We start from the raw sequence: 19,974 nt of genomic DNA on the forward strand, positions 1-19,974 counted from the left end.
ATCGGCGTCGACAACAAACCCTGGTTCATCCCACCACCCTCGATCGACCCGCAGCGGCATCCGCGGCCCGCGAACACCACCTTCAAAACCTGAGAAGAACCTCGGGCACAACAGAACACGGGCCAGCACCGCATCGAAGGGATCCTCCGATGCGGTGCCAACAGGCCGTGGGGGAGTCGAATCAGTGCTTCGAGCGCTTGTGGCGGTACATCTCGGCATCGGCCGTATCCCAAGTCTCGGAAAGGCTTTGGAACATGGAAAAGTCGGCTCGACCGATCGAACAACAGACGTCGGCATTCCGGAACGCCTTCTCCAAACACTCGACCAGGTAGTCGACGGCGCGCGGCTGTGTATCGGGCAGAGCGATTCCGAACTCGTCTCCGCCCAACCGTGAAACCACCGCACCAGGGTGCGCGCATGCTGCCAAGATCTTGCCGGCCCGTTGAACATATTCGTCACCCGCGGCGTGACCGAGTTCGTCGTTGATGGTCTTCATGCCGTCCAGATCGACGATGATGATAGATCCCGGATCGGCGAATTGGCGGTACCGAGTTTGCTCGGCCTCGAGGATGCGGTTCCACCCGCGCCGATTGAGAAGACCTGTCAACGGGTCGGTCTCGGCATCGAGTTGCGCAGTTTCGGCCAGTCGCACTGACTGCGCGCGCTGATAGTCGACATCGAGAATGGTTCCGAGGAGTCGGCACAGGAGAGTGAGGAGGGCCAGGTTGTCCTCGAGTACGGAGTCGCCCGTAATCGGGTCGGCGCCACACAGAGTGCCGAAGAGACTGCCGTCGTTGTGAAGGATTGGGATGCTGACGTATGCGCCTATGCCTTCCCACCTGTCATCTCGGGAAAGTGCAGGTACGAGTGCGCGATTCGATGAGACTGGCGGCGCATTTCCGAGGACTACCTCGCTGCACATGGTGTTTTGCCAAGTACGGGTCTCGCCGACTTCGATGTGAAGTGGGTTGGGTGAGACGGTGAGAAAGATTTGATTCGACCCGTCGAACCGCGTGATCGACCACAGTGCCAGCGGAAGATATTCGTCGAGGTAGGACACGACCGAGCGACTTGCGTCGTCGAAATTCGTCAGTGGTGGCAGGAGTGGCAGCATCGGGATGGTGCGCGCCTGGCCGTGCGGCATTTGGTGACCTCCTGATCGACCCTAAGATTCTGTCGATGTTCAGGCTCTTGGTCCCGCGTGCGACAAATCTTCCACGAACAGTCTGCCTCGAGAATCCTGTCGATTGCTGAAAGTGTGCTGTGATTCTTCCGACCGCGGGGCCGTTGATTCTTTGGTGGCCCGCTAATCTTCCGGTATGGAGCTGGCGCGTGGAGCGAACACAGTCGTTGACGGAACTTCGCTGAAGGTGGCGGTGAACGGTAGCGCCCCGGGCACGGTGGACCTGATGGTGTTCCAGCTCGACGAACGGAACAAGGTGCGGAACGACGCAGATTTTGTCTTCTTCAATCAGCCGGTGTCGCCCGAAGGTGCGGTGCGCTTGGAGTCCGGCGGCGTCATCGAAATCGACATTGCGAGGTTGCCCGCCGACATCCACCAGCTGAGTGTTGCCGTGGCGCTTGATGCGGCGGCAAACGGAACCCTTTCTGCTGTCGGGGGCCTTGGTGTCGTGGTGGAGCAGGCTGGTTCCACCGCTATCGTGGCTCAGGCTTTGGGTTTGACGAGTGAGAGGGCAGCGGTCCTCGTCGAGATCTATCGCCGCGGCACGGACTGGAAGGTTCGGAACGTTTCGGCGGGTTGGGACAGCGGATTGGCAGATCTGGTCACTGCATTCGGAGTCTCGGTCGACGAGGAACCGCAGAGCCGACCCGACTCGGCTGAATCGGCAGATGGCATTCGGACCGTGCCCGACGAAGCCAAACTCTCGATGGTGAAGCGGGAAAAGCTGGACCTCCGAAAGCGCGAAGTGGCCAAGGTCTTGCTGACCAAGGGTGGCAACGGAATTTGGGCGCGAGTGGTCCTGGTGATCGACAAAACCGGAAGTATGGCCAAGCAGTACCGCACCAGAGTGGTGCATCGTGTTGTCGAACGCATGGTTCCCGTTGCGATCCAGCTCGATGACGACGGCAAGCTGGAGCCGTACTTGTATGCAGTCAGCTTCGTCAAGCTTCCCGAGATCTCTGTCCATGACGCGGAAGAGTGGTCGGATACCTACCTGCACTTGCGCGGCTCGCACGGCGGATTCAACTATGACAAGATCGGCGCCGCAAATCGTGAAGTGCCGATCATGACTGAGATTCTCTCCGGCCTGACACGTGGTTCGGCGCCGACGCTCGTCCTGTTCTTCACCGACGGAGGCTTCAGCGAGCGCAAGGAAATCACGAAATTGATGCGTGAAGCGTCTGGGCTCCCGGCCTTTTGGCAGTTCGTCGGAATCGGCAAGGCCAACTACGGAGTGCTGGAGAAGCTCGACGACCTCGACGGCAGGGTGGTCGACAATGCCGGATTCTTCGCGCTGGACGACATCGACACCGTCGACGACGCCAAGTTGTACACCCATTTGCTGAGTGAATTCCCGGATTGGCACAAGGCAGCTGTAGCCGCGGGCATCACGACGCCGTGATTTAGCTGGTCGAAACCAACTGCGGTGCATTCTCTTTCAAGAATTCGTCGATGTGCGCCCAGGTGGAGTCTCTCGCGGTGGGGCCGGCAACGAGCCCGAGGTGACTTCCCGGCGCCTTCTCGAACCGGACCGACGGCGCGCCGGTGAGGACCGACGTGATTGCTTCCACCGAAGCGATGGGTGCAATCACGTCAGTGGTGCCGCCGATCGCGAGAACGGGAACGCTCAGAGCTGACAGTTTGATCTCGCGTCCGGCAAGCGTGACGGCGTCGTTGTAGAGATTGTTGCCGAGCATGAGTTGTTCGCAGATCTGCTGAAATGCCTTGCCCGGGTATCCAGGCATGGCTGCCATGAACTTGTCTATCGATTCCATGCGAGCCAGAGTCTCGGTGTTGTGGAGGTTGCGCACGATGAACCATGGCTTGAGGACTTCGCGCTGCAACCCCGTCACCTTGTAACTCGCCTGAACGAGTGGAGCAGGTAGTCCGCCGACCAGATTGGTCGCGGAGGTGAGCGGGGTGTCGCCCGTGTATTTGCCGATCAGTCTCAACGGGCTGATAGCGGGAATCTTCGTGTAGTCGATTGGCGTGCCGATTGCCGTGATCGATGCGATCGGAAAGTCGGAGTGAGCGGAGCCCGTGAGCAGAGACATGGTCCCGCCGAGGCTCCACCCGATCAGCGAAACAGGTGCGCCGTCATGTAAGTCCGAGATCGTACGGATCGCTTCCGGGATGATGTCGTCGACCCAGGCCTCGAAACCCATTCCGCGGTCGGAGTACCGCATGGTCCCGTAGTCGAGGAGGTAGGGCGTGTTTGCGCCATCCAGTAGGTGTGCGGCGAGGCTCTGGCCTGCACGAAGGTCGTAGCAGTCGACTGAAACCGCGAGGGGAGGTACGAGGAGAACCGGATTGCCTCTGGGCGTCCACAATGCGCCGAAGCGATACAGATCGCGGTGTAGACCTTCGCTGATCAGTACCGACGGCGTGCGTTCGGCCTTCTCGACACCGTCGCCGAACGAGAGTCCCCATGCATTGCGCGCCGCGGTGTCCAGCGTCGGACGCCACGTCGCGATCAAACCACTGATATCGAGCACTGGTTCCCCTCGGAGTCGAATCGGCGGACGGCCGAGTCAGCCGCGCTCGGTGTATGTTACCTGCCTTCACATACATCGATCTCGGGGGTGCAAAAACCCAGCTCGGCAACGGAGCCACCGTGCCGAGCTGGGCTGATCGGGGTGATATGGCAGTGATCGGGTGGGGACGATCAGGCGGGGACGATCAAGCCGGTCGAGGCTGTGGCCGTCGCATATCGCTGTGCAACGTCTTCCCAGTTGATGACGTTCCAGTAGGCCTTCACGTAGTCGGCCTTGACGTTCTTGTACTGCAGGTAGAAGGCGTGCTCCCACATGTCGAGCATGAGCAACGGAACGATACCGATGCTGATGTTGCCTTGCTGGTCGGTGAGTTGCTCGATGACCAGGCGCTGCCCGACCGTGTCGTAGGCCAGTACCGCCCAGCCGGACCCCTGCAAAGTCGTTGCTACAGCAGAGAAGTGGTTGACGAATGCGTCGAAGGTGCCGAAGTGCTCGTCGATCGCGGCTGCCAAATCGCCTTCTGGTCGCTCACCGCCGTTGGGGGAGAGGTTCTTCCAGAAGATCGAGTGATTGGTGTGGCCGCCGAGGTGGAAGGCGAGGTTCTTACTGAGCAGCGGCGCCTTCGCAGTGATCGTGCCGTCTTCGCGTGCAGCAGCCAACTGCTCGATTGCGCTGTTGGCGCCCGCCACGTACGTGGCGTGGTGCTTGCTGTGGTGCAGTTCCATGATCTCGCCGGAGATGTGCGGTTCGAGTGCGGCGTAGTCGTAGTCCAGCTCGGGGAGAACGTATTCAGTCATGTGACATGCCTTCCTTTGAGGAAATGTTGTGAGACGAGAGATTTCGATAGGTTCGATCGTGATAGACGAGCGGCGCTGACACGTGCTGCGGATCGATGACGTCGACGACGCGCGCGGTGACAATCACTGCGGAGCCACACGTCGTGGCATTCAAGGGAACCGCCCGCAAGGCGTGGCCCGTGCCGTGCAGGAATGGTTCACCCGTCGACAGAAACGACCAGCGCATGTCGTCTCCGAAGCGGACAGCGCCGCGGGTCGCGAACGTGGCCGCCAGTCGCGCGTTCGCCGAATTTGCCAGGTGAACAACAAAACTGCTTGCGGAAGCAATGACGCTCGCAGAACCACGCAACGACTGCAGTGAGAACGCCAGAACTGCCGGATCGGCGCTGATCGAGATCACCGAAGACGACGTGATGCCGGCCGGGCCGTCATTGCCCGTCGCGGTGATGATCGAGACGCCGGCGGGATGATTTCGGAATGCCTCAACGAATGCGCTTCGGATGGACGGCGCCGAATCAACAGCGACATCCGAAACAGGTTGGGTGCCAACCAATTTTGTCGTCACACTTAGCACCTCTTCTGACTCGGGTTTTGCTGTCGTTGCACTGTCTTGTGCAATACCGACGTTAAAACCTCGAGTGCAGTTGAGGTCAAGGTGCTGTGGCGGACCTCACCGTCCGAGCTTGGCTGCCAGACGTTCCATGTATCCGACCACCTCTTCGGGGCTCTTGTCCGGAGTGCCGAACATCGCCTCCGTGACACCGATATCTGCCCAGTGGGCGAGCTTCTCCGGATCGGGTTTGCCTGCCAGGACGGTTATTTCAGGCTCGCCGACTCTACCTGCTTCGGCCCAGATCTTTCGGAGCAGTTCCACGTTTCCGTCGATCTCCTGCTCGATCGGTGTGGTGATCCACCCGTCGGCAGACTTTGCGATCCACTTGAAAGTCTTCTCGTTGCCGCCGCCGCCCAACAAGATGGGAGGACGGGGCTTCTGAACGGGCTTGGGCCAGGCCCAACTTGGCCCGTACTTCACGAATTGGCCATCGTACGAAGCTTCTTCCTTCGACCACAGTTCACCCATGGCTTCGAGATACTCGCGGAGTGCGGTCCGGCGTTTGTTGGGCGGTACGCCGTGGTCGGCGAGTTCCTCTGCATTCCAGCCGAATCCGACGCCGAAAACCACGCGTCCGCCGGAAAGATGGTCCAGCGATGCGATGGTTTTCGCGAGAGTGATCGGATCGTGTTCGAGGGGGAGGGCCACCGAGGTGCCCAATCGGATGGTGCTCGTGACCGAAGCGGCGGTGCCGAGGGCAACCCATGGGTCGAGTGTGCGCATGTAACGGTCGTCGGGCAATTCTGCCGACTGGGTTCCGGGGTGATCGGAATCCCTCGATACGGGGATGTGAGTGTGCTCCGGAACGTAGAAGGCGTCGAATCCATTCGCCTCCGCAGCCTTTGCTGCATCGGCAGGGCGGATGCCGCGATCACTGGTGAACAGGCTGAGTCCGTAGCGCACTGGTTCTCCTTCGATGGTCCGTCGAAAAACTGTAACCTGTTGCATCTTCGTTCGGATAGGTTTCCAGCCCAGTAAATCGATTGCCGACGTGACCGGGGGCGTGGTGAACTCGGGCGGAGTTGTTGTGGGCCGAGAGGTGGATGCAGTAGAGATGGACGCAGTGGAGATGAATCGGTTGTCGTGGAATGCGGCGACCGTCGCTCACAACAGTCACAAAGGTGACCAAGCACAGTTCTTTCGCAACGGCGGGTCGACCTTGTTTCCGGAAGAAGTGGCGCTGCTCGGCGAGATCGACGGCTCCTCGATTCTTCATCTGCAGTGCAATTCCGGTCAGGATTCGTTGAGTTTGGCTGCTCTCGGTGCCGCGGTGACCGGCGTCGACATCTCGGATTCTGCGATCGACTTCGCCCGAACGTTGTCTGCGGAATCCGGCATTGCCGCCGATTTCGAGCGAGCGGATGTATCTGCGTGGCTCCGAGCTGCTGGCGCTACCGGGAGGAAGTTCGATCGAGTCTTCTCTTCGTACGGAACGGTGATCTGGTTACCCGATCTCGACGAGTGGGCCGAGGGGATTGCCGGTGTTCTGGCGCCGAACGGTCGATTCGTTCTGGTGGAGTTTCATCCGTTTGCCATGTGTTTCGACGAGAAGTGGTCGCTGACATACCCGTACGGAGGCGGGACTCCCGTGACCGAACCCGGTGGCGTTGGCGACTACGTGGCAGATTCAGCCGATCTCGTCTTGCCGGGCGCTCAGGGAGACGGAGTCGAGGACTTCGAAAATCCCTTCCCTTCATGTGAATTCAACTGGTCCATCGCCGAGGTGCTCGGCGCCCTGCGGCGTGCCGGATTGACGCTCGAGTCCTTCGACGAGTACCCGTACGCCAACGGTTGGCAAGGATTCGAGGAGATGGCAGAACTCGGCGGCAAACGTTGGGGAGTCCAGGCCGGACGACCAGAGATACCGCTGATGTATTCGCTGTCTGTTCGCTTGGCCGACTGACGCCTATTTCCCCCGCATTTGCGGGTAATTGCAGACACAGGTAGTAATTACCCCCATGCCCACGACGCCACTGACACGACGCATCGCCGTCGACCTGTGCCGTCTTGGTGCCAACTGCTGTTGCTGTTGATTCCTTCCGACTCTCCTGAGTGAGAATGGCGCCGCTCTGTGTGCCTTCGCCCCTGCATGTGCGCTCGTTGCTGCATGTGTGCCGGAATTTTCCGTACGTCGAGGAAGAACAGCGATGTCGACTCCTGTCGAAGCAATAGAACCAACATCAGTCGCGGAACCGAACCGTGAGCCGCGTCGGCCGTGGACTTCGAGTGTGACCACTGTCGGACTGCCGGTGCTTTCCGTGATCGCATTCTTGGCCTTGTGGCAGGTCGCCGCGGCGAGCGGCACCTGGAGTGAGACCTTCGTGCCCTTTCCGAGCACGGTCTGGCATGCCTTCGTCAACACGATGACCACGCACGACGGAGTGCGTGGCTACCAGGGGTATTTGCTCTGGGAGCACCTCTACATGACGCTGCGACGGGTGCTGGTCGGTGTGATCATCGGCGTCGGATTGGGCGTGATCTTAGGTTTGGCAATGGGATCGGTGACATGGCTGCGGAGCCTGCTCGAACCGTGGTTGACCTTCCTGCGGGCACTGCCGCCCTTGGCGTACTTCTTCCTGCTGGTGATCTGGCTGGGAATCGACGAGGCGCCGAAGATCACGCTTCTGGCGCTGGCTGCGCTACCGCCGGCAGCAGTGGCCACCACAGCTGCTGTTGTCGCGGCACCCGTCGGGCTGGTCGAAGCTGCCAGGGCGCTGGGAGCCTCACGGGCGCAGGTGATCCGAGACGTGGTCGTCCCGTCGGCGCTGCCTGAGACTTTCACGGGCATTCGCTTGTCGGTGGGTATGGCGTACTCGTCAGTTGTCGCGGCTGAATTGTTCAACGGCATCCCCGGAATCGGCGGAATGGTCAAGGATGCAAGCAATTACAACAACACTCCGGTAGTGCTGGTGGGGATCTTCGCCATCGGATTCTCCGGTTTGATCATCGACGGACTGTTGCGGGCTGCTGAGCGCCGCGCCGTTCCCTGGAGGGGAAAAGTATGACCGACAATGAGAAATATGGCAGCATTTCCGAGCCCAGCGGCAATCTGAAGCGCAACAGCAATCCGAACCGCAACGAGGGAAGGGCTTCCCGGACGGCGTTCACGGTGCTGATCGGCGTTCTTGCCCTTGTTCTCGGTGCGTGCTCGGTGGATCATTCGGGCCAGGATTCGTCCAAGGAAACGATCCGTATCGCCTACCAGTCGTTCCCGAGCGGCGACTTGATAGTCAAGAACAATCGCTGGCTCGAAGACGCACTGCCCGAGTACAACGTGAAGTGGACGAAGTTCGATTCGGGAGCCGACATCAACACCGCCTTCATCGCCGGTGAAATCGATTTCGGCGCAATCGGTTCGAGTCCGGTTGCTCGTGGTCTCTCGGCACCGCTGAACATTCCGTACCAGGTCGCGTTTGTTCTCGACGTGGCCGGCGACAACGAAGCCCTGGTGGCGCGCAACGCAACCGGAATCAAGACCGTCGCAGATCTGCGTGGCAAGAAAGTGGCCACGGCATTCGCCTCGACCGCGCACTACAGTCTGCTGGCAGCACTGAACCAGGCCGGACTCAGTGCCGACGACGTCCAGTTGGTGGATCTCCAGCCGCAAGCATCCCTCGCTGCCTGGCAGCGCGGTGACATCGATGCCGTCTACACCTGGTTGCCCACGCTCGACGAACTCCGTAAGGACGGAACACAGTTGATCGCCAGCCGCGAGCTCGCGACGGCTGGAAAGCCGACACTCGATCTTGGTGTGGTGTCGACCGCGTTTGCCAAGGACCACCCCGAGATCGTCGACACCTGGCGAAAGGTTCAAGCCCGCGCGCTCACGACAATCGCCACAGACCCGGACGCGGCAGCGGAAGCTGTTGCCGCGCAATTGGGTGCCTCGAAGGAAGACGCGGCAGCACAGCTGAAGCAGGGAGTGTTCCTCACTCCCGAGCAGATCTCCTCGCCGGAATGGCTGGGCACCGAAGGCGCTCCCGGGAATCTTGCAGTGAACCTGCAGAGTGCAGCGCAATTCCTGGCCGAGCAGAAGCAGATCGACAGTGTGCCTGATCTGGCGGTCTTTCAGAATGCTCTCTATGTGAAGGGGCTTCCCGATGTCCTTGACCAGTAGCGAGACCGCACAGCAGGCCGCGGGAGGATTCGCTGCCGACCGCCCGGGCGCGATCCGAATCGACACCGTCTCGCACAAGTACGGCCACGGTCGAGAGTCCGTCACGGCACTCGGGCCGGTATCGATCGACGTCGCCCCTGGTGAGTTTCTGGTCCTCGTCGGAGCCTCGGGTTGCGGCAAGAGCACGTTGCTGCGGCTGATTGCGGGTTTCGAAAATCCTTCCAGTGGAACAGTTCAGGTATCAGGATCCGACCCGATTCCCGGGTCGAGTGCCGGCGTGGTGTTTCAGCAACCACGACTGTTTCCGTGGAAATCGGTGGGCGGCAACATCGATCTGGCACTCAAATATGCCGGGGTGACGAAGAGCGAACGCGGGCGAAGGCGCGACGAGCTTCTCGACCGCGTCGGTCTGGGCGGCACAGCGGACCGGCGTATCTGGGAAATATCCGGCGGGCAGCAGCAGCGGGTGGCAATTGCCCGGGCCTTGGCGGCCGAAACGTCGTTGCTGTTGCTGGACGAGCCCTTTGCCGCATTGGACGCCCTCACTCGCGAGCGTCTGCAGGAGGACCTCCGCAGTGTCAGTGCCGAATCGGGGCGAACAAGTGTCTTCGTCACTCACAGTGCCGACGAGGCGGCCTTTCTCGGCTCCCGCGTCGTAGTTCTGACAAGCCGGCCCGGCAAGGTCGCGCTGGACCTGAAAATCGATCTGCCACGAACCGGCGTCGATCCCGACGATCTCCGAGGCTCACCCGAATACGCGGCATTCCGAGCCGAAGTCGGCCATGCGGTCAAGGTTGCTGCTGCAGCGTAGGTACCCTGCGCGTCGACTACCAGGTGGCCGCGTCGATAATAGGAAGGAGAACGTGCAGGACACGACGAACAAGGAGTGGTCATGGCAACTGAGGTGGAGTCCGGTGACCTCGTGCAGGCAGCCGGCCATGCGGGTCCGTGGACGGTAGTCGAAGTTCGCCAGGGCATGGCGTTGCTCGAACACAGTGACGGGCACAGGTTGTCGCGTCGAACGACGACGTTGACCGTCGTCCGCAAGGGCTCGGGCAAGAAGACGACGGCGGTCGACGACGGGAAAGACGAAAACGGGTCGCCTACCCTGTTCGACTGACCTTCTGTCAGCCCGAGACGGCGTCAGCTGGAGAAGACGTCGTCGACGCGTTTGTCGAAGTACTCGGCGATTCGGAACGCCAGCGACAGACGCGGGTCGAAGTGGCCCTTCTCGATCGAGATGACGGTTTGGCGCGTGATTCCGAGTGCGTCGGCGCACGCTTGCTGTGACAATCCGGCTGCCGTACGAAGTTCTTGAAGGTTGTTGCGCATCAGATCTCGATCGTGGGGGCGCGGTCCCTCGACACCGCCCAGTACCGAATTCCGAAGTCGACCAGGCCGAGGGCAGTGAAGATCAGGAGCGGCAGTTCGGGAGCGCCGAAGACATTGTGCGCGATCAGCGCGATTCCCATGGCAGTGATCAAGTCTGTGAACGCGCCGAATCCGGCCTTGCGACTCCATTCTGTTTCGACGGTGTCCTCGGGATAGGCGGGAGCCTTGTTCTTTTCCGATGGGAAAAGGGCCCATACCGATCCGATGCAAGCCGGCGCCATGACGATTGCGAAGACGACGAAGGTCAACGTCTTCTGGTCGCCGGCGGTCAGTGCTGCGAAAAAGCCGAGGGTCAGCGTTACTGCGACGCCGATGCCGATAACCAGGCTCCACCGTGCCGTGGTGCTCATGAAGCCTCCCGGATGTAAGAGTTCTTTGACAGGGTTGAGCGTAGATTCACGCACGCCGTATGTCAAAGAACTCTTACATCGCGCTCCGGGTCACGCGATTCCGAAAGGCGCTGCGTATGAAAACTTCCCCGTCTGATCAGCGCGATGTGTGGTGAGCGTTCTGATCTGAAAGTGAGCGCCCCACTCAGCTTCCGGAGACTCCACTCCGACGTCCGTGCTGGTGACGAATCCGAACCGCGGGTAGTACTCGGTGCTGCCCAAGAGTGCGATCAGCGGCACGTCCAGGGCGTCGCACGCGCCGACCACCGCGTGCATCAGTGCCGAACCAACCCCGCTGCGCTGGTTACCCGGGGTGACAGCCAGCGGGCCGAGGCCAACAGCCTCCACGGGACCGACCCATCCGCGTGTCCCGATCACGAAGCCGACGATCTCACCGCCGGCTACGGCGACCAGCGACAACTTCGGTAAGTAGTCGTCCGAGGTGAAGAGTTGGCGTGTCAGTTCGATCTCGTAGGGAGTCTCGCCGGGCGGTGCCTGGTCGGCAAACGCCGCCCCGAGCAGTGAATAGATGGCGTCACGGTCGGAAGAAGTTTCGCGGCGGATGTACATGGCCACGAAACTACCCGGTTCACTTCGGATTGTGCTCCCCGTTTTCGGCCTGACGTGCCACTCGCTTTTCGTAGTCCGCACGCCCGTTCGGATCTACCGATGTCAGTGCGCGGCGATCATCGATCACCCGGCGGCCGATGTTGATGATCCATTCGGGGACCAGTGCGTCGACGAGATCCCAGCCCGCAAGGTAACGGGGAACTGCAGTTTCGGCTCGCCGATGCGCGACCGTGTCGACGACGGCCTTGGCCACTACCTCGGGCTCAACCGTCGGCATTCCCTTTCCGAGTGGCACGCCTGACGAGAGGCCGGTCCGCACCGCGCTGGGCAGGATCGCGCTGACGCTGACCCCGGAATCTGCGAATTCGACACGGGCAGAAGCCGAAAGACCCACTGCGCCGAACTTGCTGGCGTTGTACACGGCCATCCCGGGTACCGGAAGTTTGCCTGCCATCGATGCGATGTTGACGACGTGTCCGCGTCGTCGATCCACCATGCCGGGCAACACGGCGCGCATCCCGTGAATAGGCCCCCAGACGTTGACGTCGAGGGTGACTCGACTGGTGGCGTCGGACTCGTCGAGGAAGCTGCCGAGCGGCATCACTCCCGCGTTGTTGACGAGAATGTCGATGTGGCCGAATTCGCCGATCACCTTGGAGGCGAACACATCCCAGGAATCGCGCGAGGTGACGTCCAGCAGGTAACCGCGGGCACGTGGGCCGATGGACTCCGCTGTGTCGACGGCCGTCTCCTCGTCGAGATCGCCGACGCATACGAGTGCACCGCGAGCAGCGAACAACTTGGCTGTCGCCCTTCCGATTCCGCGGCCACCGCCCGAGATGACGACGACCGCTCCGTCGAGATCGATCGGCGGGTAGGTGGTGCCGAAGAGGCTCATGCGGTGTACTCCGGTTCCGGACTGGTGGTGGGCTCGGATGGCGTGGGTTCAGATGGCGTGGGTTCAGGGGGCGTGTTGTCTGACTCAGGGTTCGACGTGTGGTTGTAGGCATACGGATCGAAGTCCCGTAGCCGTCGACGCATGGCGCCGGACGACCACGGCCAGTTGAAACTGTTGCGGCCGTTGACGTCGAAGAAGTAGCTTTCGCAACCACCGGCGTTGTAGACCGTGGTCCCCAATGCCTCCTGAACCTGAGAGTTGAAGGCTGCCTGAACTTCCTCTCGCACGTCGATGGTCTGCCAGCCGTGACGACGGGCGTGGCCGATTGCCTGCGCCACATAGTTCAGTTGGGCTTCCAAGATCATGAACGCCGATGTGTGCCCGGTGCCGAGGCTCGGGCCCAGCAGGATGAACGCGTTGGGGAATCCACTGACGGCGGAACCGAAGTACGCCCGCGGGCTTCCCTGCCAATGATCGTCGAGTGATCGACCTTCTCCGTCGAATACCTTGGATGCGATGGGCATGTCGAGGATGTGGAAGCCCGTTCCGAAGATGATGGCGTCCACCTCCGCCTCCACTCCGTCGGCGCCGATCACGGTGTTACCGCGGATCTGCTCGACGGCGTTGGCATGGACGCTGACGTTGGGTTTGCCGAGGGCCGGATAGTACGAGTTCGACATGAGCAGTCGCTTGCAACCTAGGGTGTAGTCGGGAGTCAATGCCTTGCGCAGCTTCGGATCGCGTACCTGCAGGCGCAATTGGGCTGACCCGAGTTTCTGCACGATTCGCAGAATCCATGGATTACGGAATCCCAATCCGAGCGCTTCCATGATTCCGTATTCGATGCTGCGCAAGGCTTTCTGTGCTCCCGGCACGAATCGCATGACGGACCTTTCGATCCGCGGTACGTAGTGATCGGGTTTGGGAAGAACCCATTGAGCGGTTCGCTGGTAGAGGTGAAGGGCGGAGACCTGGGAGACGATGCGCGGAACGAACTGGACAGCCGAGGCTCCGGTTCCTACGACAGCGACGCGTTTTCCGGTCAGGTCGTAGTCGTGATTCCACTGCGAGGAATGAAACACCTCTCCCTCGAACGCTTCCAGTCCGGGGATCGCCGGTGTCAGGGGTTCGTTCCATGGGCCGGCAGCGGCTATCACGAAGCGAGCAGTCAGTTCGCCGCTGGAAGTTGTTATCTTCCAGAGTGATTGCGACGCATCCCATCGCGCGGAGAGCATTTCGACCCCGAAGCGAACGTGTTTGTCGACTCCGTGCGTGCCCGCCGTGGTCTCGATGTATTCGCGGATCTCCGGTTGCTCCGCGAACAAGCGCGTCCAATCCGGATTGGCGGCAAAGGAGTACGAGTACAGACCGGATGGAACGTCGCAGGCGCACCCGGGATAGGTGTTGGCGCGCCAGGTTCCACCGAGGGAGTCGGCCTTCTCGAGGAGTGCGAAGTTGTCGATTCCGAGACGCTGCAGGTGGATAGCCGCGCCGATTCCGGAAATTCCACCGCCGATGATCACGACCTCGAAGTGGTCAGATTCGTAGTTCACTGAGTCTGCGCTTTCACTGGTGGGAACGAGTGGGCTGGAACGGGTGCACATCGAGTTCGCGCTTGACGCTCGCACGTGTTGTACGCAGCGATGATTCGAAGGTGGCGAGCCGTCGGCGGCCGTCCATGAAGTTGGCGCCCATCACGGCAAGGTCGTCGTCGGTGGCATCGATTCGTATGACTCTGGTACCCGCGGAGCGGACCAGTTCGATCTCCTGATCGAGCCCCTTGGACATGGCATTGCGCAGTGCACCGCGTTCGATACGGGCGGCTCCGCGCGCCGGCCTCAGGGTTCGAGAAGCCATGGGCGCCAGTACAACCAGCTCGTCCAGTTGGAGGGGGAGCAGAAGGTCTACCGAAGCCGTGGATGCGGCGCCGCCGTCGATGTACCTGACGCCGTCGATCGTGACGGGTGGAAACCAGCCGGGAATCGCCCATGACGCTCGGAGTGCTTCACCGACGGTCACTTTCGGAGCCCCCTGTGCCCCGAATGCGACCCGTCGCCCCGTTCTGTAGTCCATGGATACCATGTACGCGTTCGGATGTGGGAGCCACGAATCGCCCGGAGCAAGTGATTCGGCGAGCGTAGTGAGCCAGGACGGGTCGCCGCCACCAACCGGTGCGATGCCGCTCATCCGGCTCAGAACCGGAAGGTCTCGACGCGTGAGGAGTCGTGGATTGCCGACGCCCAGTCTCGGAAGTGGCGGGAGCTTTCCGGGCGCCGACGCGATGTGGGTGAGGAGCTCGGGGCGTGCGGCGGCGTTGCCGAGTTGCATGGCAACCAACTCGTCGACACCGACTCCGCTGCCGAGCATCGTCACGAACTCGGCGCCGGCGGACGTCCCGATGATGGCTGTGGCTTCCCGTGGATCCCAGTCGAGCGCATCCCGGACCGAGGCGAGCGCGGCAACAGTCCAGGCAAAACCGAGAGTGCCGCCGCAGCCGATGGCCAAGCCGCGTCTCGGTGCGCTGTTTTGGCGCACGGTGGTACCGGTCACATCTGAAGTCATGTTTCGGAGACTATCAGTATCCGAATAACGTTGGTACCCCAAAAATTGGTTTCAGTACTCCACTCGACGACCGTTCGCGGTATTCGGCTACCGTGGGAATCTCGATACCGAGGACCACTGGGAGGTTCCGATGGCACGATTGACCAGGCAGGAAGCGCAGGCGTTGACCCGCGAGACCCTGTTGGCGACGGCCGTCGAGCACTTTCTCGATCGCGGATACGCCGCGGCCTCTCTCGATCAGATCGCCGAGGACGCCGGGTACTCCAAGGGGGCGGTGTACTCGAATTTCAAGAACAAGGATGAATTGTGTGCCGAAGTTCTCGGCCGGATCAGGCTGACCAAGGTCGGTGAGATCACTGCGCAACTCGGGGCGAAATCGACCCTCGACGATGCGGTGGCTGAATTCGCGCGGTGGGCCGAGCGAACAATCGGGGACCAGAGGTGGACGCTGCTCGAGGTCGAGTTCTCGGTGAGATCGCGGCACAGCGAGGACATTCGGGAGAAGATCGCGGCGGGTGCCGACCAGGTGCGCGGACTGATCGCCGGATTGGTCCAACACCTCACGGAATCCAACGGGGTGACGCCGACGCTGGATCCGGACGCAGCCGCGCTGCGAATGCTCAGCGTCGGAATCGGTTTGGGGCTACAGCGCGCAATCAGCCCAGAGCTTCCCGTCGATCCGCTGGTGGATACGGTGCGGGAAATTCTGTCGGGCGGCTGAGGAGTGCGCGGAGCATGCCGCCGATCTCGGCGACCGCTGCACGGGATCCGGCACTGGGCCCCAGAACGTTGACGAAGCCGTGGATGAAGCCGGGATAGCGTCTATCCGTGACGTGAACACCGTTGTCTCGCAATCGTGCTGCGTACGCTTCGCCTTCGTCTCGGAGTGGATCGAATCCCGCCGTGATCACGATGGCTGGTGGCAGTCCGGCCACGTCTGGGGCGCGTAGCGGCGATACCAACGGGTCGAGTCGATCGGCATCCTTGCCGAGGAAGCTGGACTCGTAGAAGTTCATATTGGCCTCGGTCAGGAAGAAGCCTTCACCGAACGTCGTTCTCGAGGGAGCCTTCTCGTGAAAGTCGGTCGCGGGGTAGATCAACAGCTGTGCTGCCGGTGGCGTCTTGCCGTCGTCGCGGGCACGCAACGCCACCGTCGCGGACAGGTGCCCGCCCGCACTGTCTCCTCCGACAGCGATGCGTGTCGGGTCTGCCCCGAACTCTTCGGCGCGGTCGACGATATCCTGGTACGCGGCATAGGCGTCGTCTACCGGTGTGGGGAAAGCGAATTCGGGTGAAAGCCGGTAGTCGACCGAGATGACCCGTGCGCCGGAGGTCTCGGCCAACAGGCGACACGGAGCGTCGTGGGATTCGATGCCGCCCTGTACCCAGCCGCCGCCGTGGAAGTAGACGAGCAGAGCGCCGGTGTCGGCAGTCGGAACGTAGAGCCGGGCGCGGAGCGGGCCGTCGGCACCCGAAACGGAGATCTCTTCGGTGCGGACCTGCGCGGGTCTGCCGCCCATCATGATCGCGGTTCGGGTGAGATTGGCGCGAGCAGCGGCGAGTGACTGGGGATCGGTGGAATGTGAGGGGAGTGGCCGCGTCTTCGCGAGCGTGAGCAGCAGGTGTGCGTCGGCGTCGAGCGTGTTGCCCTCGATGACGACGGGTGGCCCGGTGATTCGACGTTTCACCGCGCTGGGCAGCGCGAATGCGGCTGCTACCAAGGACGCTTCGGCGCGATCTCGAATGCTGCGGCTGCTGGCCTGCTTCACGGATTCCGACACGTGGCGCACACTACCAAGCATGACTACTGCGGCACTGTCGATCACGCAGATCGAGAACACACATCTGGTTCGGTGCGGTCACGCCAATTGGGTCCTGGTCGAAGAGGGGGCCGATCTGACGTTGATCGACGGCGGATACCCGGCCAACGGCGCCGACGTCGAACGCTCGATCGAGCAGATCGGTCACCAGCTCGGGGATGTTCGGGCAATCCTCGTCACTCACGCGCATGTCGATCACATCGGTGGAATCGCGGACATCGTGACTCGGCTCGAGGTTCCGGTCCTGATGGATCCGTTGGAAGTGCCCCACGCGAAGCGGGAGTACCTGCAGCAGTTGTCGCCGGCCAAAGTTCCGTTGCTGTTGTGGCGGCGAGGCGCTCCGAAGTGGCTACTCGACGTGATCGGAGCAGGCGCGTTGAAAGGCGCGGAACTGCCTCGAGCACAGGCCTTTGCGGCAGGTGGTGCGCTGGACGTTCCCGGTCGGATCGTGCCGATTCCTACCCACGGGCATACCGACGGCCACAGCGCTTACCTTGTCCCCGAGGCAGGAGTCATCGCGTCGGGTGACGCTCTGGTGACCGGACATGCGACGTCGAGCGTCGCCGGACCACAATTTCTGGTGTGCCCCTTCAACCATGACCGTGGAGCGACGGACCAGGCGTTGGACAATATTGCCGCTGCGCCCGCCGGCGCGCTGTTTCCCGGACACGGGCCGGTCTACGAAGGCAGCTTGGCTGCCGCAGTCGAACAGGCCCGAGCGGGCCGGACAAGGATGCGTCCATGAGTACTGTCGAAACGGTCGACGAAGGCGCGGTGCACGGTTTCCTGCACCGCCCCGAGTCAGTGCCCGTCGCAATCCTGGCATTGACCCACGGCGCCGGAAGTGATTGCGACACTGTGCTGTTGCGCGCTGTCGCCGACGGCTTTGCTGCAGCAGGAGTGCAAGTTCTGCGCTTCGATCTCGCGTTTCGGGTGCGTCGAGCTTCGGGGCCGCCGCATCCGTCGCGTGCTGCGGAGGATCGTGCGGGCATTGCCGAGGTGATTGCCGCTGTTCGCTCGGACTACTCGGTGCCCGGACCCGTTCTGCTCGGCGGACATTCGTACGGCGGTCGGCAGGCGTCGATGATGGCAGCGGAGAACCCGGGACTTGTCGACGGCCTGGTCCTGCTGTCCTATCCACTGCATCCACCGAAGAAGCCCGAGAAGCTCAGAACCGAACACCTGCCCGACCTGAACACCCCGACCGTTGTCGTCCACGGATCGAAGGACGAGTTCGCGACGACGGAGGAGATACAGGCAGCACTCGACCTGGTTCCCGCCGCGACACGTCTGGTGGAGTTCGAAGGAGCGCGACACGACTTGTCCGTGGTGAAATTTCCGGTGGTGGAGGCGACAGTCGCGGCCGCATCGGCTTTGTTCGTGTTCTGAACGCCGAGCGGGCAGTTGCCCGTGTCGGTGGTTCCTGGTGAGATCGAATCATGAGTGCCCAGCCGTATCAGCCCAGTGCCCTGTTCGACGTCACGGTGAGCGTCGACGGGGACGACACAGTCGTCAGCTTCCCTCGGGTGCTGCCGTATCCCGTCGAGAAGGTGTGGGAGGCGATCACCGACCCGGAGATGTTGGCGCAATGGACGCCGTACACCGCCGATCGGAATCTGAGCCGTACCGGTGACGCCGTGATCACCATGCTCACCGAGGACGGAGCCCCCGAAATGTCGCTGCCGGTCACCGTTCACGTTGTGGAGACCACTCGGCGGCTCGAACACGAGTGGGGCCCGGACGAATTGGTGTGGGACCTGACCTCGGTCGAGGGCGGCACCCGCGTCGTACTGACGCAGAGGTCGCGCGCCGAGGGGATGGCGTCGGCACTCGCTGCCGGGTGGCATTTGTGCTTCGACGTACTCGATGCCCTTCTGGCAGGCGAGCCCTTCGGACCGATCGTGGGCGAACGGGCGCGCGAGTACGGTTGGGACGCACTCAACTCCGGTTACGCGCGACAGTTGGGCATCGACGAATCTCAGGTTTGGTAGCTGCTCAGAGTTTGTGACTGGCAGGTTTTCTGGTGGAGGCTCGCACGATCAGTTCGACGGGAAGTTTCACGGATTCGACGTTCTTGCCAGAGATCAGTGCGAGTAGGTGCTCGAGCCCGGTCGCGCCGATCTTTCGGGCGGGGGACCTCACCGTTGTCAGGGGCACCGGGAGTTGGGAGACAACCGGAATGTCGTTGTAGCCGACCAGCGCAAGATCGTCGGGAATGCTCAACCCGAGATCACGGGCCACACCGAGTACGCCGATCGCGATGGTGTCGCTCACCGTGAAGACGGCGTCGGGGCGTGAATCCCCACCGAGCAATGTGGCCGCCGCATCGACACCCCCTTGAACTTCGAACTCGGACGCCACTATTCGGTTCGGCGGCAGTTCCAGACCGGCTTCGGTCAGGGCATCGCGGAAACCCGCGACGCGTTCCCGCGACGTGCTGGCGTGATCCGGCCCCGCGATCACTCCGAGATCGCGATAGCCGCAGTCCAGTAGATGCTTCCCCGCGAGGTAGCCGCCGAGTCGGTCGTCGCCGCTGACAAAGGGAAGACCTCGGTTCGGAGACGACGTCGCCGAGTCGATGTGCCGGTTCAGCAGCAGGATCGGCAGTGAGCGCAGGGGGAGCGAGTCGACGAAATCGGTACCCGGCAGGTGGATGCTGCTCAGCATGAGACCGTCGACCTGTCGGCTGACCAGGAACTCGACCGCTTTGCGCTGCGCGTCCAGATCGTCGGGTGGGCTGGAGAGCAGGACGGAGTACCCGGCTGCGGTGGCGGCTTCCTCGATGCCTTGGAACATCGTGGCCACCACGACGTCCGTCAGCCTCGGCATCACGACGCCGATGGTGGTGGTCTTGCGGGTACGCAGGCTGGCCGCCCACAGGTTCGGTTGGTAACCGAGTTCCTCGGCAACCTGACGAACTCGGAGTGCGGAGTCGGACCAACCGTCGGCGGGCTCGGGCTGACGGAGGACCCGCGACGCCGTCGAGATGTGGACCCCGGCCTGGTCGGCGATTTCGCGCAGCGTTGGCGGACGGCCGTTGCTGCGGTTCGACGGATCGGGCGTCATCTGCGTCGGGGCTCCTGGTGTGCGTCGGTTCTGAGTTGGTTCTGAGTCGGTTGGCTGTTCGGGGATTGACGG

At 62.0% G+C, this 19,974-nt stretch carries 23 protein-coding genes; 10 read left to right on the forward strand and 13 right to left on the reverse strand.

What is annotated here, in order from left to right:
* Positions 1-181: 181 nt before the first annotated feature.
* A complete protein-coding gene (locus H7C86_RS27015) occupies positions 182-1,144 on the reverse strand; it encodes a GGDEF domain-containing protein (RefSeq protein ID WP_020908968.1) in 963 nt (320 codons plus the stop codon).
* Positions 1,145-1,319: 175 nt separating this feature from the next.
* Here H7C86_RS27015 and H7C86_RS27020 point away from each other — a divergent pair, with 175 nt between their 5' ends.
* Complete coding sequence (locus H7C86_RS27020; RefSeq protein WP_182262586.1) at positions 1,320-2,585, forward strand: VWA domain-containing protein; 1,266 nt, start codon at positions 1,320-1,322, stop codon at positions 2,583-2,585.
* A gap of 1 nt (position 2,586) precedes the next feature.
* On the opposite strand, the gene H7C86_RS27025 is transcribed toward H7C86_RS27020, so the two are convergent.
* From H7C86_RS27025 to H7C86_RS27040, 4 genes are all read right to left on the reverse strand, one after another.
* Positions 2,587-3,678 carry an alpha/beta fold hydrolase gene (locus tag H7C86_RS27025; protein WP_182262587.1) on the reverse strand — a complete coding sequence of 364 codons (1,092 nt, stop codon included), beginning with the start codon at positions 3,676-3,678 and terminating at the stop codon, positions 2,587-2,589.
* Positions 3,679-3,848: 170 nt separating this feature from the next.
* A complete protein-coding gene (locus tag H7C86_RS27030; protein ID WP_182262588.1) occupies positions 3,849-4,475 on the reverse strand; it encodes a superoxide dismutase in 627 nt (208 codons plus the stop codon).
* Positions 4,468-5,040, reverse strand: coding sequence for a flavin reductase (locus H7C86_RS27035; RefSeq protein WP_020970650.1), 573 nt, complete (start codon positions 5,038-5,040; stop codon positions 4,468-4,470). Before H7C86_RS27035 ends, H7C86_RS27030 begins: the two co-directional genes overlap by 8 nt.
* A 105-nt stretch (positions 5,041-5,145) precedes the next feature.
* Entirely contained in the window at positions 5,146-5,991 is an 846-nt protein-coding gene (locus tag H7C86_RS27040; protein ID WP_080909546.1) for an LLM class F420-dependent oxidoreductase, read from the reverse strand.
* A gap of 88 nt (positions 5,992-6,079) precedes the next feature.
* Here H7C86_RS27040 and H7C86_RS27045 point away from each other — a divergent pair, with 88 nt between their 5' ends.
* The 5 genes from H7C86_RS27045 (at position 6,080) to H7C86_RS27065 (ending at position 10,325) form a co-directional block, all read left to right on the forward strand.
* On the forward strand, positions 6,080-6,991 hold the full coding sequence (locus H7C86_RS27045; protein ID WP_182262589.1) for a bifunctional 2-polyprenyl-6-hydroxyphenol methylase/3-demethylubiquinol 3-O-methyltransferase UbiG: 912 nt from the start codon (positions 6,080-6,082) through the stop codon (positions 6,989-6,991).
* A 244-nt stretch (positions 6,992-7,235) separates the two neighbouring features.
* Positions 7,236-8,093 carry an ABC transporter permease gene (locus tag H7C86_RS27050; protein ID WP_020970648.1) on the forward strand — a complete coding sequence of 286 codons (858 nt, stop codon included), beginning with the start codon at positions 7,236-7,238 and terminating at the stop codon, positions 8,091-8,093.
* Positions 8,090-9,205, forward strand: coding sequence for an aliphatic sulfonate ABC transporter substrate-binding protein (locus H7C86_RS27055; protein ID WP_092764288.1), 1,116 nt, complete (start codon positions 8,090-8,092; stop codon positions 9,203-9,205). Before H7C86_RS27050 ends, H7C86_RS27055 begins: the two co-directional genes overlap by 4 nt.
* Positions 9,189-10,016, forward strand: coding sequence for an ABC transporter ATP-binding protein (locus H7C86_RS27060; protein ID WP_019745131.1), 828 nt, complete (start codon positions 9,189-9,191; stop codon positions 10,014-10,016). Before H7C86_RS27055 ends, H7C86_RS27060 begins: the two co-directional genes overlap by 17 nt.
* Before the next feature lie 81 nt (positions 10,017-10,097).
* Entirely contained in the window at positions 10,098-10,325 is a 228-nt protein-coding gene (locus tag H7C86_RS27065; protein ID WP_021345436.1) for a hypothetical protein, read from the forward strand.
* A gap of 23 nt (positions 10,326-10,348) precedes the next feature.
* Here H7C86_RS27065 and H7C86_RS27070 read toward each other — a convergent pair whose 3' ends face one another.
* The 6 genes from H7C86_RS27070 to H7C86_RS27095 all read right to left on the reverse strand — a co-directional run bounded on the left by H7C86_RS27070 (position 10,349) and on the right by H7C86_RS27095 (position 15,016).
* Entirely contained in the window at positions 10,349-10,537 is a 189-nt protein-coding gene (locus H7C86_RS27070; protein WP_019745129.1) for a helix-turn-helix transcriptional regulator, read from the reverse strand.
* Positions 10,537-10,947 carry a hypothetical protein gene (locus H7C86_RS27075; RefSeq protein WP_020970646.1) on the reverse strand — a complete coding sequence of 137 codons (411 nt, stop codon included), beginning with the start codon at positions 10,945-10,947 and terminating at the stop codon, positions 10,537-10,539. The genes H7C86_RS27070 and H7C86_RS27075 overlap by 1 nt, the downstream gene beginning before the upstream one ends.
* Positions 10,948-11,037: 90 nt before the next feature.
* Positions 11,038-11,556 (reverse strand): GNAT family N-acetyltransferase, encoded by a 519-nt coding sequence (locus H7C86_RS27080; RefSeq protein WP_092764286.1) that lies wholly within the window; start codon positions 11,554-11,556, stop codon positions 11,038-11,040.
* A gap of 19 nt (positions 11,557-11,575) precedes the next feature.
* Positions 11,576-12,454, reverse strand: a complete 879-nt coding sequence (locus H7C86_RS27085) for an SDR family oxidoreductase (RefSeq protein WP_182262590.1) — start codon at positions 12,452-12,454, stop codon at positions 11,576-11,578.
* Positions 12,451-14,007, reverse strand: a complete 1,557-nt coding sequence (locus H7C86_RS27090) for an NAD(P)/FAD-dependent oxidoreductase (protein WP_182262591.1) — start codon at positions 14,005-14,007, stop codon at positions 12,451-12,453. Before H7C86_RS27090 ends, H7C86_RS27085 begins: the two co-directional genes overlap by 4 nt.
* A 13-nt stretch (positions 14,008-14,020) precedes the next feature.
* Positions 14,021-15,016: a patatin-like phospholipase family protein gene (locus H7C86_RS27095; RefSeq protein ID WP_019745125.1), complete on the reverse strand. Its 996-nt coding sequence runs from the start codon at positions 15,014-15,016 to the stop codon at positions 14,021-14,023.
* Between the two features lie 130 nt (positions 15,017-15,146).
* Between H7C86_RS27095 and H7C86_RS27100 the strand changes: the two genes are divergently transcribed.
* Complete coding sequence (locus H7C86_RS27100) at positions 15,147-15,737, forward strand: TetR/AcrR family transcriptional regulator (protein WP_019745124.1); 591 nt, start codon at positions 15,147-15,149, stop codon at positions 15,735-15,737.
* Here the strand turns inward: H7C86_RS27100 and H7C86_RS27105 are convergent.
* Positions 15,673-16,797 (reverse strand): alpha/beta hydrolase, encoded by a 1,125-nt coding sequence (locus H7C86_RS27105; RefSeq protein ID WP_259349308.1) that lies wholly within the window; start codon positions 16,795-16,797, stop codon positions 15,673-15,675. The two genes, H7C86_RS27100 and H7C86_RS27105, sit on opposite strands and share 65 nt — an antisense overlap.
* A gap of 19 nt (positions 16,798-16,816) precedes the next feature.
* On the opposite strand from H7C86_RS27105, the gene H7C86_RS27110 reads away from it, so the two are divergent.
* Genes H7C86_RS27110 through H7C86_RS27120 form a run of 3 tightly spaced genes read left to right on the forward strand, consistent with a single transcriptional unit; the run spans position 16,817 to position 18,827 of the window.
* Positions 16,817-17,581, forward strand: a complete 765-nt coding sequence (locus H7C86_RS27110; protein ID WP_020970640.1) for an MBL fold metallo-hydrolase — start codon at positions 16,817-16,819, stop codon at positions 17,579-17,581.
* Positions 17,578-18,225, forward strand: coding sequence for an alpha/beta fold hydrolase (locus H7C86_RS27115; protein WP_133727026.1), 648 nt, complete (start codon positions 17,578-17,580; stop codon positions 18,223-18,225). The genes H7C86_RS27110 and H7C86_RS27115 overlap by 4 nt, the downstream gene beginning before the upstream one ends.
* 50 nt (positions 18,226-18,275) lie before the next feature.
* Positions 18,276-18,827 carry an SRPBCC family protein gene (locus H7C86_RS27120; protein ID WP_182262593.1) on the forward strand — a complete coding sequence of 184 codons (552 nt, stop codon included), beginning with the start codon at positions 18,276-18,278 and terminating at the stop codon, positions 18,825-18,827.
* Positions 18,828-18,831: 4 nt separating this feature from the next.
* On the opposite strand, the gene H7C86_RS27125 is transcribed toward H7C86_RS27120, so the two are convergent.
* Positions 18,832-19,902 carry a LacI family DNA-binding transcriptional regulator gene (locus tag H7C86_RS27125; RefSeq protein WP_182262594.1) on the reverse strand — a complete coding sequence of 357 codons (1,071 nt, stop codon included), beginning with the start codon at positions 19,900-19,902 and terminating at the stop codon, positions 18,832-18,834.
* Positions 19,903-19,974: the final 72 nt, after the last annotated feature.

The organism is Rhodococcus sp. UFZ-B548, assembly GCF_903819475.1.
GTDB classification, from domain to species: Bacteria; Actinomycetota; Actinomycetes; order Mycobacteriales; family Mycobacteriaceae; genus Rhodococcus_F; species Rhodococcus_F erythropolis.